Below are 15873 nucleotides of genomic sequence, written 5' to 3' on the forward strand. Positions count from 1 at the left end.
CTCAGTTGGAGAACAGGTTAACCAAAATTCGAGGACTTTTCAGGGGAGCAGGTCACCTGCAACCTCTCCGTTTGTCAGACGCAGGACAGTTATATCGAAGCGTTTAGCATCGGCGTCCTTCAAGGCATCCCTTCGTTTTTGAATCCCCGTTAGATGAACCGATCCATCTATCTCGACCGCCAACCGAATTTCTGGAAAGTAGAAGTCTACGATCCACTTCCCGCTTATAATGTGTTCTCTTACGAACTTTCCGCGCAGCACACCGTTGTTCAGTTCATTTAGAAATCGAAGAAATTCTCTCTCCGCCGGCGTCGGGTTGGCGCGCCGATAGTCGGCATATTTCTCTATGTGACTGCGTTGAAAAACATGGTCGTGGAAGTTCTTTTCACCGATGACGTATACTCGCCGACCAGTTTGCGCTGCCGGAAGTTTTTTGACCTTCTTTGTGCCCTTGGCGAAGGTCTGCTTTCCTTCGCGTCGCGCGAACCATGCCTCCTGGAGTAGCCCCCTGAAAGTGGTCCACCAACTGGGATAGATTATCCCGCAAATTGGAGGATCAGCGATGGCTGGAAAACGAGAGAAGCCCGAAGAGATTGTTTCGAAGCTTCGACAGGTTGAAGTTCTGCAGGGGCAAGGCGCGACGATTGTCGAGGCAGTGCGCCAAATCGGCGTGACGCAACAGACGTTCTATCGATGGCGAAAGCTCTATGGCGGGATGCAGCGGTCTCAGCTTGCCCGTCTGAAAGAGCTGGAGAAAGAGAACCAAAGGCTGCGTCGAGCGGTGTCCGATTTGACCTTGGATAAGCTCATCCTGACGGAAGCCGCAAAGGGAAACTTCTGAGCCCTTCGCGTCGCCGGAAATGCGTCGACCATGTGCGGCAGGAGCTTGGCGTGTCTGAACGCCGCGCCTGCCGCGCACTTGGGCAGCATCGATCGACGCAGCGCAAGGTCCCCCAAGGCCGTGCTGATGAAGCGCGATTGACCGACGACATCATTGAGCTGGCCGACCAGTACGGGCGCTATGGGTATCGCATGGTCACTGGTTTGCTGAACAACGCTGGGTGGTGTGTGAATCATAAGCGGGTTGAACGGATATGGCGGCGTGAAGGGCTGAAGGTTCCACAGAAACAGAAGAAGAAAGGGCGGCTTTGGCTGAACGACGGATCATGCGTGCGTCTCAGGCCCGAACGACCGAACCACGTTTGGTCCTATGACTTCGTGCAGGATCGAACCGCTGATGGGCGCGTCTATCGAACGCTCAACATCATCGACGAATACACCAGGGAGGCGCTGATGATCCGCGTCGATCGCAAACTCAACTCAACCGATGTGCTGGATGCACTGACCGACCTGTTCATCCTGCGTGGCCCGCCGGAGTGGATAAGATCCGACAACGGACCAGAATTTATCGCTCAGAAGGTGCGAGACTGGATCGCCGCCGTCGGAGCAAAAACGGCCTACATCGAACCAGGGTCGCCTTGGGAGAATGGATATTGCGAAAGCTTCAACGCCCGTTTCCGCGACGAGCTACTCAACGGCGAAATCTTCTATACCTTACGCGAGGCTCAAATCCTGATCGAGCAATGGCGCGTCCACTACAGCACGGTCAGACCCCACAGCGCATTGGGTTACCGCCCACCCGCGCCCAAAAGCATCGTTCCAATGGACCAGAGGCCCACGATGCACTAACAATTAAACCGGACCACCCGAAGGGGGCACGCCACGCTCGGGATTACCCGAGGTTGATCTGAAGTTCGAGCTTGCCGAACTTGTCATGATAGATCCCCCAGAAGTTCTGGGTGATATCGGAATAACGGTCATGGACGGCGCGTATTTCTCGACCATGCCCTATCCGCCCCAAGGTTGCTATTCGCTCAGCCATGTGCGCTACACGCCCCAGATCCGCTGGCAATCCAGTGAGTATCCGGTCTCACCCTACGAAGTGCTCGAGCGCGCACAACGGCCGTCCTATGCACGCCAGATGATAGCAGATTCCCAGCGCTACTTGCCTTGCATGGCGCAAAGCGTAGAGCGCGGTTCGATCTTCGAGGCGAAAGCAATTCCTACAGCCTCAAAAATCAGTGATTCTCGTCCGATCATATTTCACAAGGGACATTCCGACAGCCGGGTCACCACCGTTCTGGGCGGGAAAATCGACAATATCTATGACCTGTTCAGCGCAATTCGGGAAAACCTTCCGGAGTGTGCGGCGGCTCATGGCCGACTGGTCGTCGGGCGGCAGGCTGTATGAGCGGGCTTGGCCAGTACACGCTTTTTTTCTTCGTCAGCCTAATGGGCTTGTGCATTGATGTCGCGATAGCTTGGCTTGTTCACACGATGGCCGGGGTCGCCCTTCCGCTTGCGGCGCTGATCGGTTTCAGCGTGGCCGCGGCCTTCAATTATGTGCAGCACGCGCGCTGGACCTTTTCTGGATCGCGCCGGAGCCTTCGGGGATTCACGGCCTACCTGGCGCTGCAGACGGTGGCGGCCGGTCTGCGTATCGCGCTGGTGGCATGGTTCGAATTGGTGCCCGCGCTGGCACCATATCCGCTGATCACTCTAATCGCAGCAACCGCAGTGACGTTCCTTGTCAATTTCGCGCTGTCGCTCACCCTGATCTTCCGTCCCGCTCGGAATGAAGTGACTGAACAGGATAACGAATGAGTTCTACCTCAAACACACCGCCTTCGGATAGCAGACGGGACTGGCAATTACCGGCGCACGAAATCACTGTCTTTGGGCCCAAGCAGGCAGATTACGCGCTCGTGATCCCAGTCATCAATGAGGGAGAAAAGATTCGCAACCAACTGCGCGAGTTCGAGGCGGTCCAGCCACCGGTGGATCTGGTAGTCGCGGATGGCGGATCGACCGACGGGTCGCTCAACGATGGTATTCTGGATCAGGTCGGCGCGCGTGCGTTGCTGACCAAGACGGGGTCGGGCAAACTGAGCGCCCAATTGCGCATGGCTTATGCATGGTGTCTTGACGAGGGCTATTCCGGAATCGTCACGATGGACGGAAATGGCAAGGACCGGGTCGACCAAGTGCATCGCTTCGTGACCGCCCTGAAAGATGGCGCAGATTACGCGCAAGGTTCACGTTACGCCACCGGCGGTCGGGCAATGAACACGCCGCTGGACCGGGAATTGGGAAACCGGTTCGTGCATGCGCCAATTCTCAGCCTTGCTGGCGGTAAGCGGCTGACCGACACGACCAACGGCTTTCGGGCCTATTCGTGGTGCTTCTTGCTTGACCCGAAAGTGGCACCATTTCGTGAGGTCTTTTCCAATTATGAATTGCTGTTCTATTTGACCAAACGTGCCGGTCAGCTTGGCTACGCCGTCACGGAGGTTCCAGTGGACCGCAGCTATCCGGATGCCGGACCGACTCCGACAAAGATATCCGGCTTCAGGGCACGCTGGACGATCCTGTGCCAGACCCTGGCCGCCGCTTGCGGCCGTTACGACCCCTAACACTGCGTACAGGTCATTGCCCGCAAAAAGCAAACGATGAGTATGGACGTGACGATCACCATGTTAAAATTCAGGATAACTGGGTCCCTGCCCCTGGGGCCCGAACTCAGTGAATCTCAAAGTGTCTGACCTCAGCACCATTCTTGAAAGAAATTCTTTCTAGTTCATATGTAAGCAAATGACAGCTTCGTCTGCACAGTGTGAGTGCGTCCTTGGCAGCATTGTGCAGTCGCAGATAATGTCTCCTGTGACGGACCGCGCTGCAGCATCGGAGACTTGAGTTGGATGTCGGCTCAGGCGCAACGTCTTTGAGTGCATTAAGTTGTTTTGCAACCGGGAAGCGCAAGTGCAGGCGTAACGGCATGTTGTCGCCGGTTGACCATGAGCAAACGCAGCTCAAACTGGAAAAGGCAGGTGTCCAGGATGCTTGGGGCATCCCACCGACCCCACAACGCCGACAGAGCTGTCGCGGGGCCGGGGGAATGGTTTAGGCGGGTGTGAACATGTCTTTGAACTGCTCGCGCAGCTCTTTCTTCTGAACCTTTCCCATGGTGTTGCGGGGCAGTTCGGGAAGCACGACCAATCGTTGAGGATGTTTGAACCGTGCAAGCGACCCGCTGATGTTCTTCTTGATACTTTCAAGATCGAGATCGCCCTGATTGTCGGCAACAAGGACGCCGACCACCGTTTCGCCGAAATCAGGGTGGGGAACGCCGATGACCGCGCTTTCGAGGACACCCGGTTCATCGTCAAGAAGCAGTTCGATCTCTTTGGGGTAAATGTTGTAGCCGCCCGAGATGATCAGGTCCTTGTTGCGCCCGACGATGTGCAGATAGCCGTCTTCGTCGACCCGGCCCAGATCGCCCGTGATGAAGAAGCCGTCTTCGCGCAGTTCTTCGGCGGTTTTCTCGGGCATCTGCCAGTAGCCTTTGAAGACATTCGGCCCGCGCACCTCAATCTCGCCAATCTCGCCCTGCGGCAGCGTCTTGCCGGTTTTGCTATCGGTGATCTTGACCTCGACACCGGGCAGCGGAAACCCGACCGTTCCTGCCCGGCGCTCGCCATCATAGGGGTTTGAGGTGTTCATGTTGGTCTCGGTCATGCCGTAGCGTTCCAGGATTCGGTGACCGGTGCGGGCCTCAAACTGGGTGTGCGTTTCCGCCAGCAACGGTGCGCTTCCCGAAATGAAAAGGCGCATGTGTTGGGCAAGCTCGCGGGTGAACCGCGGATCGTCCAGAAGCCGTGTGTAGAAGGTGGGAACGCCCATCATCGTGGTGGCCTGTGGCATCAGGTCCAGCATCACATCGAGGTCGAATTTGGGCATGAAGAGCATCTTGCCACCCGCGAGAAGCGAAATATTCGTCGCCACAAAAAGCCCGTGGGTGTGGAAGATCGGCAGCGCATGCAGCAGGGCGTCCTTGTCCGTGAAACGCCATTCTTTGGTGAGCGCCTCGCAGTTTGACAAAAGGTTGCCCTGGGTCAGCATTGCGCCCTTGGAGCGCCCTGTTGTCCCGGAAGTATAGAGGAAAGCGGCAAGGTCGTCCTGGCTGCGGTCGACGGTCTTGAACGACACGGGCATGTCATGCGCGCGGCTCGTAAAGGTGCCGCTGCCGTCGGCATTCATCGTCTCCAACACAGCGCCGCAGGCTTGGGCGATCGGGGTCAGCGCCTCGAAGCGATTGGAATCGCACAGGATCAATTGGGCACCGCTGTTTTCGGCGAAGTATGAAACTTCATCCGCGGTGTAGGCGGTGTTCAATGGCAGAAAGACAATGCCTGCCTGAGCGCAAGCGGCGTAGACCGCAAGCGCCTGCGGAGATTTGGCAATCTGCACGGCGACGCGGTCACCGGGCTTTACCCCGAGTTCCATCAGCAGATTGGCATATTGCGCCGCCATCTGAAGGAATGCGTCGTGGGTGATCACGGTGCCATCAGGCAGTTGCAGGAATGTGGTGGATTTGCCCTGATGTTGTCCGAAGAGGGTGTCGTAGAGAGGATTTGTCATCTTCAGTCTCCTGCGCTTTTGGCGATCACGGTGGCGCTCAGGGCCTTTACAGCGTCCGAGGCAACGACGGTTTTTTCACCAACGAATTGTTCGTGGTTTTGGGAAATCTGGGACAGATCGTAAAGGTAATTGACCATCGTCCCGCCGGATTGCCGTCGGCCATTTTCCGAGATATCCGCATCGGAATGCACGGCATGGACCAATGCGCCGTTTCCAAGGTGAAACCGTGCAACCGGATCATAGGGCATTCCGTCAGGTCGCTTGGCGTCCAAAAGGTAATGGGCCGCCAGTGCCCGCGCGTCGGCCGGTGTATCAGCAGTCAAGCCAGCATGGTCCAGCCAGCGGTTTAATCCGGGAATGGGCGACAGGGTGACGAAGGTGGTCAGCCCCGAAAGTTCTTTGGACAGGTCCGATACGACCTGTTTGATCAGCGAATTGCCGAAGGAGATTCCGGCCAAACCCGCCTGGCAATTCGAGATCGAATAGAAAACGGCCGTATCGGCGTCATGCGCGTCGATGGGCATGCGGTCATCGGCAAGCAGATCCTGGATTGAATTCGGAATGCCCTTGGTCAGGGCCACTTCCACAAAGATCAGCGGCTCATCGGCCATGGCCGGATGGAAGAACCCGAAACACCGCCGGTCTGCCGGTTTCAGACGCCGCCGCAGATCATCCCAGCTGTCGATTGCATGCACAGCCTCATACGCGATGATCTTATCGAGAATGTCCGCGGGACTTTCCCAGTTGATCGGCCGCAGCACAAGGAAGCCGCGATTGAACCAGGACGAAAAGAGGTGCTTGAGGTCCACATCCAGAGGTTCGAGGTTGGGATTATCCCTTGTTATCGACAGCAGATCCTTGCGCATGGCCACCAGTTTGCCGGTGGCCCCCGGCACCTGATTGAGACGGCGTGTCAGTTCCTGGCGTTTCGGCTCACAGGCAGAGGCGAAGGCGCGATAAGTCGCCTTGCTCGGGTTGTCCTTGTAGCTCTGGAGCGTTGCCGTGACATCGTCGGGGTCGATCTCCAGCTCATGGGTCATGAACTCGAAGAACGCCTTTTTCTCGGGCTCCGACATCTCCGCGTAACGATCGAGGATGTTGCGGGCCAGAGTGACACCCGAAACCTCGCCGTGGCTCGTCAACAGGGCCTTGCAAAGCTCCGTCGTCGTTCTGTCGTCAACCTCGGCGGAGAGGGCCTTGCGATACCGCCGCTCGAAGACCGTTGAGAGAAGATCGCCAAAGTAGCTCATATCGCCTGTCCCATGATCACATCGGGCAACCAGGTTGCAAGACCCGGGAAGAAGCAGAGCAGGATGATCGCAATCACCATGCAGGCCACGAAAGGAAGTGAGCCTTTGAGGATGGTCTTGAGCGAGATATCCGGTGCGATGCCGTTGATCACGTAGAGGTTCAGACCCACCGGTGGCGAGATCAATCCGATCTCCATGTTGATCGTCAGAACGACCGCGAACCAGATCGGGTCAAAACCCGCGGCGGTGATGATCGGCAACAATATGGGGGCGGCCATCAGGATCACGGCAACCGGGGGCAGGAAGAACCCGGCCACCAGCAGGAACAGCATGACAAACCCCATCAGCACCCAGCGGTTCACATCCAGCGTGCCGATCCACTCGGCAATCGCCTGGGTAATGAACAGGCTGGAGAGCATGTAGGAAAACACCCCGGCAGCGGCGATGATGAACATGATCATCACGCTTTCCTTGGTACTGTCGCGCAGCACCACCCAGAGATCCTTTGGGTTCCACAGCTTGTAGATGATCATCGCGATCAGCAGGCACAGCAGAGTACCCACGGCCGCAGTTTCAGACGGTGTCGCGATACCGCCATACATCGCATAGAGAACACCGATGATGATCGCCAGGAACGGCAGAACACGGGGCAGGATCTCGAACTTTTCTTTCCAGGTATAGATACGGGCGGCCAGCAGCGCTTTGTCGCCCGACTTCCAGGTCGAGTAGAGCGACCAGAGCATGAAGAGCAGAACCAGAAGCAGCCCCGGGATCACACCGGCCAGGAACAGACGACCGATGGAGGTTTCCGTGGCGATGCCATAGACAATCATCGTCACCGAGGGCGGGATCAGGATGCCAAGCGTGCCACCGGCGGCGATGGAGCCTGCGGCGACGCCATCCGGATAGCCGCGTTTGCGCATTTCAGGAATGCCCATTTTGCCAATTGCGGCACAGGTCGCGGGGCTGGAGCCGGACATTGCCGCAAAGAGCGCACAAGCCCCAAGGTTCGAGATCACAAGCCCACCCGGCACGCGGGTCAGCCAGCGCTCCAGAGCCTCATAGAGATCTGCCCCGGCGCGGGTCGACGCGATGGACGAGCCCATGATGATGAACATCGGAATGGCCAAAAGTGCAAAATTGTCGAGCTTGCCGAACAGGATTTCAGGGATCAGTTCCAGAGAGCGCAATCCGTCGAACACAAGCAGGAAGCCGGATGAAACGATCAGCAATCCCAGGGCGACTGAGACCCCCGAGAAGAGCACCATGATTGTCGCAATGGCAACTATGCCGCCAAGTAGGATCGGGTCCATCACACGTCCTCCAGACCAAAGGGGGTGTCGATTTTGAGAAGGACGGCCACCAGGTCAGCGATCAACTGAAGCAGGAACAGCCCGAAGCCAATGGGAATAGACAGATAAGGGATCCACAGCCGCACACCCCAGACCGTGTCGGATTTCCAGTTCCGCTCATAGGTCAGGTGCCAATGCTCATAGCCGTAGAAAAGCACAACCGATACAATCGCAATCGAGAGCGTCATCGTAAGCAGGTACATGTAAAACCTGGCACGCTTGGGCAGTGATAGCGGGATCAGATCAACGTTCACATGACCCCGAAGAAGCTGCACATAGGGCAGTCCGATCAGAGTGGCCCCAATCGCGAGGTAAATAACCGCCTCTGTTTGCCACACGGTCGATTGGTTCAGAACGAACCGGACGAAGATCATCTGGCAGGTGATGGCGACAGCGGCGACAATCATGGCGGCCGAGCACCATCCTGCCAGTGTCGAAAGGGCTGCAATCGTGCGAAGAAACCGATTGTTCCCGGTGCGCGCGGCAACAGCAGAGCTTTGGCCAGCCATGTCAGCTTTCCTTCTGGTAACTAAAGTTTTTTGCGAAAGATCAGGGGGTGGCCGCCACACTCAGGCGACCACCTGGCGAAAGGTCACTCGACGGCGAGTGCCATATCGAGAAGCTTTTGCCCGTCGGGAACGTCTTCGACGAATTGCTTGTAAGAGGTTTCCTTCGCCAGCGCACGCCATGCGTCGAAATCTTCTGCTGACATCTGAGCGATCTCAACGCCCGCTTCCTTGAAGACCTCCACGGACGCGGCATCCTGTTTCTTGGCTTCTTCAAGATAGTAGGCTTCCGCCTTTTCCGCCGCGGCGAGAAGCGCGGTCTGCTGCTCTTCCGTCAGCCCTTCGAAGGTCGATTTGTTCATCAAAAGCGGCTGATACATGAACCACAGGGCCACATCCTCGGTCGCCGGTGTGTAGCATGCCACTTGTTCGTAAATCCGGTAAGACACGAACGAAGACGACGACGTGTTGGCGGCGTTCAGAATGCCCGTTTGCATGGCGTTGTAGATTTCCGAGGACGCCATCGATGTGATCGACGCACCGGCGCCAGCCAGCATTTGTTCGAATGCCTTGCCTGCCGCGCGGGTCTGAAGGCCTTCAATATCGGCAGGTTTGGTAATGCATTTGTCTTTGCCGACAAAGCCACCGGCGAGATAGCCGTGCACCAGGACCATGACATCGTCCTCAGCCATCTTCTCTTCGAGCGCTTGCATATAGGGAGAGTTGCTCAACCGCGCCGCGTGATCGTGGTTTTTCACAAGGCCCGGCATCAGCGTCAGATTGAACGCGGGCTGCTGGCCGCCGGCATAGCTGAGCGGAAGAACGGTCATGTCAAGCTGGCCGCGGCTGAGCGGACGGTACTGCTCGCGCGGTTTGAAGAGGGACTTGGAGCCAAAAATCTTGATCTCGAGGTCAACACCAGCCGCGGCCACTTCGTCGGCAACGATCTGTGCGACCTGGTGGCGGATATCCTTGTTTGACCACTGGTGCGACAGGCGCAGCTCCGTTGCATTCGCGACGGTGGCAAGCCCCATCGCTGCGACCATGGCCACGGTCGTTAGGATTTTCGTTTTCATAGGTTCCTCCCTTTGATGATTCGGCACAGATGTGTCGAAAAGATGGGGCACCATCGCGCATGATGTATTTTGCGTCAAGTTTTTTGTATACAAGATGAATGATCTTGCGTTCATTTGGTGGACTGTGGTATGTGATCGGCATGAGCCTGAAACGTGCAGATCAAATTGCCGATGCCCTGGAGCATCTTGTCTTCGCTGGAGAATTCAGCGATGGCGAACGTCTTGATGAGATCAGGTTGGCTGATCATTTCAACGTTTCGCGCACGCCCATCCGGGAAGCTCTTCAACGTTTGGTATTGTCCGGCATGGCCGAGCAGATCCCCCGGCGGGGAGTGTTCGTTCGGCAACCCGGTCCTGTTGAACTTCTGGAAATGTTCGAAACCATGGCAGAGCTTGAAGCCGCCTGCGGACGTTTTGCAGCAGCACGAATGACGGATGAGGGCCTGGAGCGGCTGGTTCGCGCCAATGAGGGCTGCAAGACGGCCATCGAACACGAAGACACAGACGGCTATTATGCGGAAAACGAGGTGTTCCATCAGGAAATCTATCGCGGGTCCGCGAATTCCTTCCTGCAAAACGAGGCCACCCGCCTGCAAAACCGGCTGAAACCCTACCGCCGTGTTCAACTGAGGTTTCGTGGGCGCATGTCGCAATCACTCGACGAGCACAGCGCCATCATTGACGCGATCAAGGCAGGAGACAGCGAACTCGCTGCCAGCACCCTTCGTAGCCATGTCACGGTACAGGGCGAGAAGTTTCAGCAGTTGATGGCGGGCTTGAAGCAGTAGATTGAGCTGAGAAACAACGCCCCGTCCCGGCCCCGTAGCGAGGATCGAAGAGGCGTCCTGATCAAATACCTTCTGCACAACCGGCATTTGTCATCTTGAAGGTAGGGCGGCAGGCCAAAAAATCCGGGCATCGCAACGCCTTAAAGGTGCAATTCCCGGTGAAAATCTTGTTGTAAAGGCCATGCCGCCGCAATTTCATCCGAAATGAGGCGTATTCCCACCATATCTCTGTGTGAGTGTTAACCAAGCAGTTCGTAACACAGGCATTGTGCGGTTCGGATCATGGCAATTCTTGATGTTTTTCTTCCAGCCGCGTCGGGTCGCGAACCCGATGACAGGCTGCTTCAGAATCTCAAGGACTACACGTCGATTTCGTTTGCCTTGATTTGGCAGCGCCAGGCAATTTTTATTGCCGCCTCGTTGCTGACCGCCTTCTACTTCGATGCTGCGAATGCCGCTGTTTTCTACTGCACGATCGTGTTCTGCGAAATTCAGGACATCGTGATCGCACGGCGCGTCAAACGGCTTGAGCCGCACGAGCATGAGGCGATCCGAACCAACTTCATATGGATCATGCTCAACACGATGCTGAGCTCGGGCGCAATTTGCCTTTATGCGGTATCGGTTGCCCTGAAACAGGACACAGGCGGGCATTTTACGCCGCTCTTCTTCCTGTTTGCTGCCGCTCTCTTTGCGGCGATGAACAACCACCAACTGGTTAAGGTTCTGACACTCCGTCTTGCGATGTACGGGATATCCTTCCTGTTTATCGTGTGTTTCGATATCTGGGTGACACGGCCGAGCCTTGAGTCAGAGCTGTGGCTGCAATTCTTCACGATTGTCTTCGTGATGTACTTCCTGATCGACTGCTCGATTGTCTATCTCAAACTCTATCGCAAGAACCTGGCGCAGCTCGAAGCCTTGCGGCAGGAGCACGAGCTTACCAAGGCGGCCTATGTCGCCAAGACGCAGTTTATCTCGACGGTCAGCCATGAGCTGCGTACGCCGCTCACCTCGATCAAGGGCTCGCTGGATCTGATCAATTGCGGTGCCTTGGGAGAGGTGCCGGAGAAGATGAAAACCGTGGTGGACATCGCCACCAAGAACAGCGAACGGCTTTCGAACCTGATCGACGACGTGCTGGATGTACAGAAGATCGAAGCGGGCGAGATGTCATATAGCTTCAAGATACTGGACGTACGCGATTTGGTAGAAGACGCTGTGGCCAGCAATGAGGGCTATGCCGCCAGGTATAACGTGACCCTGGAATACGATCCGCTGGGAGAGGCGCCGCTTCTGATCGAAGGCGACGAAAAACGCCTGATGCAGGTGATGTCCAACATGATCTCAAACGCCGCGAAGTTTTCGCATGAAGGTGGAACGGTCACCGTCGGATGCCGACAGCAGAATGGCAAGATCCGTATCTTCGTACAGGATCGCGGTTATGGCATTCCCGCAGGCTGCGAGGACAAGGTATTCGATCGGTTCAGTCAGGTGGATTCGTCCGACCGCAGATCGGTCTCGGGAAGCGGCCTGGGCATGAACATCTCCAAAGAGATCGTCGATCACCACAAGGGCAACATCGCCTATGACAGCACGCTTGGCGAAGGGACCACTTTCTATGTCGAGTTTCCCGAGGTGCTGAAGTTCAACTGAGGTCGGCCTTCAGAGGGGTTTCGCGTTCAGAATCATCGGACCTTCGGGGCGCATCGTGAAGGTGAGCACCGGCCGCGGGATCGGGATATCGGACAGCGAAAACGCGATGTTGCGCAGCACACTGGCCATGAGAACCATGATTTCCGTTTCCGCATATTGCGCGCCAATACAGACCCTGGGGCCATCGCCGAACGGAATGAACTGGCCACGCGGATAGGTCGTGTTGAGAAAACGGTCGGCCTTGTAGGCATCTGGCGCATCCCAAAGCTGATCGTTGCGATGAAGCGAATAGACCGGGAAAAAGAGCGCATCGCCCTTCTTGAAGGTGATGCCCTTGATGGTCAGGGTCTCAGCGGCGTCGCGTGCAAAGAACGCGGCAGAAGGATAAAGCCGCAGGGTCTCACGGATATGAGCGCGCAGGAGCTTCATCTCCTGAACATTTTCGAAGGTGATCGGATCGGTTGGATTGATCGACCGGATCTCGTCCCGAATAGCGCCCTGCACATCGGGGTTCAGCGCGAGCAGATAATAGCCCCAGGCCAGCGCATTGGCGGATGTTTCATGCCCTGCGACCACAAAGGTGAGCAGGTTGTCGACCGTCGTTTCGATATCCTCGAAATCCTCTTGAAGCGCCGCGATCATGAGATCGAGGAAATCCAGCGGGATGGGCCTGTTTTCCGCACGGCGGTTCTCGATCACTTGCCGGGCCAGCTTGCGCATATCCGTGACCGGGCGCTTGCTTTCAAGCCATTTCCTGCGCGGGATCCATTTGGGCAGCTGCATCAGATCGAAGAGTGAAATCGAGGAAATATATTCGAAATAGTTCTTGAGGCCTGCACGGATTTCCGCGGCGGACACCTCCTCGTTCCCCGAAAAGATCACGCGTGAAATATTGGTGAGCGTCGAGGCAGGTGCCATCTGGGTGACATCGACATGCCCCTCACCCTGTGCCAGTGACGCCGCCACCTCAAGGCCGGTTTCAGCGAAATGCTGGGCCAGCATGGGCAGGTTCCGGGCGGCAAAAAGAGGAGAGTACCGCTTGCGCTGTTGCTTCCACTTCTCGCCCTCGGACAGGATCAGCCCATTCCCGACGGCCGAGCCGATGATGTCTTTGGTGAACTTCGCCTTTGGAAACGACCGTCCCGCTCCGACAAGGAGCTCGGTGATGATCGCGGGGTCGCAAAGATAGTGAATATTGAGCGGGCCACGCAGATAGGTTTGGTGAAGGGTCTCGGCCGGAATGACCTCAAGCATGTTGCGGCCGGCGAGCCGCGCAAATTCCAGCAAGCCGACAGGTTCTGTCGCCAGCTTTGCCGCAATTGGCGCTGCATCGCTGGATAACGTTTGGTTCATCGCCCGGGGCCTCAGTTGAATTCTGAAACAAGATGCGCCTCGTGGCTCGGTCATGCTTGAGCGCGGCACGGCACGCCTGACAAAGCCCGGAGTCACAGGGGAACTCGTTAATCGTAATCCAAATCGAGTCTGGAGAGCCGCGGTCACGTTTCCCCAAAGTCATAGTTAGTAGACGCCGCCAAAGAAGCGGCGCAATTGAGTGGTGATAAAAAGGTTAACGACCTGCGACCACTAGAGCAAGACCAGCAGGACGACAGATCAAAGATATTGCTGGGACGACCCGGTAGGGCTCACCGGTGCATCATGAAGTTCTCTTCGCCATAAAGCTCGTTCAGCACCGTTTCATAGATGCTTCTCTGATCCTTTGCATGCGCGGATTGCGCCGCGTTCAGCTCATAGGCTTCGGCGTTCTGTTCGGCCTTGCACAGCTCATTCTCAAGCTGCTGAACTGCAGTGACCGCTTTCTGGACCGCATTTGCGGCTCCGGTGCGGGACAGCACACGCAGGCCCACAGGATTGCCGACGAGAACTTCGATCCGGTCATCGCTGATATGCTGACGGATCTGCGCCCCCAGATATTCACCGAGATTGTTCGAACTGACGATGAAATCCGAAACCTTCCGTCCGTGGATGATCAACAGGAAAACACCGCCTCCCCGATAGGAGAAGACGCAATCGAGATCGCTGATCGCGCTTTGGATACCGTGAGCCATTTCCCGGATCACTGAGCGAAAACCGGAACAGCCGGCCAGATCGTAGAACAGCTTGGCGTCATGCAGCATGATCGAAATCGCCTGCGAGCTGAACAGCTTGCGTCGCGCCAGTTGTGCAACGTAGTTGTCAAACTCGATATAGCGCAGCGACTGCTTCACACCTTCCAGCGAGAGCGGATCCTCGAAATTGAACTCGCGTTCCTGCGCCCAGCCACGATCGGGGCCAAGGCGGTGCTGTTCTTTCACTTCGGCCTTGCGGCGCGCCTCGACCTGCGCATGAGCGCGCTTGATCCGGCTGCGCAGCTCCAGAAAGTCAAAGGGCTTGTTGACGTAGTCCGACGCGCCTTCCAGGAAGGCGTGGTCGATGTATTTGCGGTCACTCATTGCCGTCAGCATCAGGATGGGCGTATCGGCATATTCCGGCAATATACGGATTTGCTTGAGAAGCTCGATTCCGTCCATTTCCGGCATTTGGATATCAAGCAGGAAACAGTCAAACGGCTTCTCGGAATCCATCACCCATTCAAGAGCGTCGGCTGCCGAACTCGCGATTTCCACATTGTAGTTCTCAAGCGTTTCCAGCGCGGTCTTCACCAGCTCGAGAATGCTCAGTTCGTCGTCCACGACAAGGATTCTGAACGCGGTGCGATCTGCCGCATTCTCCTCGAGTTTCTCCAGAAACCGGTCTTTCTGCTTCACTATATCTTGCATGCCCTTGCCCATCCATCGGGAGTTTGGACATCTTTTATCGCTGATAACTGTGCGGAATTTGAGGCGAAATTAATACGGATTTACAGCGTTTTAGTCGAAATAGGTCTAAATTTTGGCAGTGTTGAAAAAGCGGAAACAACTTGTTCCGGTTCGCAAACAGCGTCGGTGTGGCTGTCTGAAGCCCCGATAAAGGTTAAAGCGTGAAGTTCCGGGCTTCGAAAAGCACCGATTGACTGCTCGTGCCATCAATGGAAAACCGTGTGCCGATCGGTGTGGCCGAGACGCCGATCCGCCGTGCCCAGCGAGACCAGATCGCAGGCACCACGCCGAGGATATAGGACCCTCCGTTTTCCACCGCGGTCTGGCTCATCGACCGAAAGAGAAGCGCCTGAACCTTCAGGCGCTCTGTCGCGGGGACGGCATCGGTTATGAAAAACCGGGTCGCCTCCCAGACGTTGTGCTCCACCGGGGCCGGAAAAAACAGGATATCCGTGGGCAGATCTTCAAGCAGTCCAAGCTGCGCATCGCGCAGCATGTAACTGTAAATACCGCATTTTGCAGTGGTTGGCAGCATACGCACGCCGCCCAGGATCTGGCCAAACTGGTGCAGGATGACCCAGCGCGCGAAGGGGGTGTCGTACTGGTCGAACTCCATCCCGTCGGCCTCGGACACACTCCAGTCAAACTTGTCAATGAAGATGGATTTTCGCGCTTCAAGGTAGCGGGTGAGCAGCGTACCATGCTCGTGCATGTTGCGAAAGCACAGCGTATCCGTACTGATCCGGTCAACCGTATCAGTTTTTCGGTAATCCAGGTGCGCATTGTTACTAGTTACTTTTGGCCTAGGCTCGCTGTTGCGAACGTCGGCAGAAATTTTATGAGCGCGTAACGTTTCGTGGGTACTGGCCTCTGCCTGAAAAGGCAGCCACGTGCGGTTCATACCTGCTCGCTATGCTATTTGTTACTGCCTTATTCTTGCCATTTTTCGAG

At 56.4% G+C, this 15873-nt stretch carries 15 protein-coding genes; 6 read left to right on the plus strand and 9 right to left on the minus strand.

All coding sequences use genetic code 11. The features are described from left to right. Positions 1-39: 39 nt before the first annotated feature. Positions 40-666: an endonuclease domain-containing protein gene (locus tag EI983_RS19510; protein WP_157708957.1), complete on the minus strand. Its 627-nt coding sequence runs from the start codon at positions 664-666 to the stop codon at positions 40-42. Between EI983_RS19510 and EI983_RS02520 the strand changes: the two genes are divergently transcribed. From EI983_RS02520 to EI983_RS02535, 4 genes are all read left to right on the plus strand, one after another. Next, positions 563-1689 (plus strand): IS3 family transposase gene (locus EI983_RS02520; protein WP_157705713.1). Its coding sequence is split into 2 segments (ribosomal slippage): positions 563-827 and positions 827-1689, totalling 1128 coding nucleotides; the frame shifts between segments, so codons are not numbered across the junction. The two genes, EI983_RS19510 and EI983_RS02520, sit on opposite strands and share 104 nt — an antisense overlap. An 85-nt stretch (positions 1690-1774) precedes the next feature. Further along, the gene (locus EI983_RS02525) at positions 1775-2251 is read left to right on the plus strand and encodes a hypothetical protein (protein ID WP_157705714.1); all 477 of its coding nucleotides are present in this window, start codon (positions 1775-1777) and stop codon (positions 2249-2251) included. Beyond that, on the plus strand, positions 2248-2664 hold the full coding sequence (locus EI983_RS02530; RefSeq protein WP_157705715.1) for a GtrA family protein: 417 nt from the start codon (positions 2248-2250) through the stop codon (positions 2662-2664). Before EI983_RS02525 ends, EI983_RS02530 begins: the two co-directional genes overlap by 4 nt. Continuing rightward, entirely contained in the window at positions 2661-3473 is an 813-nt protein-coding gene (locus tag EI983_RS02535; RefSeq protein ID WP_157705716.1) for a glycosyltransferase family 2 protein, read from the plus strand. Before EI983_RS02530 ends, EI983_RS02535 begins: the two co-directional genes overlap by 4 nt. A 487-nt stretch (positions 3474-3960) precedes the next feature. On the opposite strand, the gene EI983_RS02540 is transcribed toward EI983_RS02535, so the two are convergent. The 5 genes from EI983_RS02540 to dctP form a co-directional block, all read right to left on the minus strand. Continuing rightward, on the minus strand, positions 3961-5478 hold the full coding sequence (locus EI983_RS02540; protein WP_157705717.1) for a malonate--CoA ligase: 1518 nt from the start codon (positions 5476-5478) through the stop codon (positions 3961-3963). A 2-nt stretch (positions 5479-5480) separates the two neighbouring features. Next, positions 5481-6728, minus strand: coding sequence for a malonyl-CoA decarboxylase (locus tag EI983_RS02545; RefSeq protein ID WP_157705718.1), 1248 nt, complete (start codon positions 6726-6728; stop codon positions 5481-5483). Beyond that, entirely contained in the window at positions 6725-8041 is a 1317-nt protein-coding gene (locus tag EI983_RS02550; protein ID WP_157705719.1) for a TRAP transporter large permease, read from the minus strand. Before EI983_RS02550 ends, EI983_RS02545 begins: the two co-directional genes overlap by 4 nt. After that, positions 8041-8589, minus strand: a complete 549-nt coding sequence (locus tag EI983_RS02555) for a TRAP transporter small permease (protein WP_157705720.1) — start codon at positions 8587-8589, stop codon at positions 8041-8043. The genes EI983_RS02550 and EI983_RS02555 overlap by 1 nt, the downstream gene beginning before the upstream one ends. Before the next feature lie 83 nt (positions 8590-8672). Beyond that, positions 8673-9662 carry a TRAP transporter substrate-binding protein DctP gene (gene dctP / locus EI983_RS02560; RefSeq protein ID WP_157705721.1) on the minus strand — a complete coding sequence of 330 codons (990 nt, stop codon included), beginning with the start codon at positions 9660-9662 and terminating at the stop codon, positions 8673-8675. A 140-nt stretch (positions 9663-9802) separates the two neighbouring features. Between dctP and EI983_RS02565 the strand changes: the two genes are divergently transcribed. After that, positions 9803-10450, plus strand: a complete 648-nt coding sequence (locus tag EI983_RS02565) for a GntR family transcriptional regulator (RefSeq protein ID WP_157708958.1) — start codon at positions 9803-9805, stop codon at positions 10448-10450. A gap of 282 nt (positions 10451-10732) precedes the next feature. Then, a complete protein-coding gene (locus EI983_RS02570) occupies positions 10733-12106 on the plus strand; it encodes a sensor histidine kinase (protein ID WP_157705722.1) in 1374 nt (457 codons plus the stop codon). 9 nt (positions 12107-12115) lie between these two features. Here the strand turns inward: EI983_RS02570 and EI983_RS02575 are convergent, their stop codons facing one another. From EI983_RS02575 to EI983_RS02585, 3 genes are all read right to left on the minus strand, one after another. Then, positions 12116-13606, minus strand: a complete 1491-nt coding sequence (locus tag EI983_RS02575; protein ID WP_246162247.1) for a cytochrome P450 — start codon at positions 13604-13606, stop codon at positions 12116-12118. A gap of 143 nt (positions 13607-13749) precedes the next feature. Continuing rightward, positions 13750-14883: a response regulator gene (locus tag EI983_RS02580; protein ID WP_157705723.1), complete on the minus strand. Its 1134-nt coding sequence runs from the start codon at positions 14881-14883 to the stop codon at positions 13750-13752. Positions 14884-15076: 193 nt separating this feature from the next. After that, complete coding sequence (locus EI983_RS02585; RefSeq protein WP_157705724.1) at positions 15077-15634, minus strand: acyl-homoserine-lactone synthase; 558 nt, start codon at positions 15632-15634, stop codon at positions 15077-15079. Between the last annotated feature and the right edge of the window lie 239 nt (positions 15635-15873).

The sequence above is a fragment of the Roseovarius faecimaris genome (assembly GCF_009762325.1).
GTDB lineage: Bacteria > Pseudomonadota > Alphaproteobacteria > Rhodobacterales > Rhodobacteraceae > Roseovarius > Roseovarius faecimaris.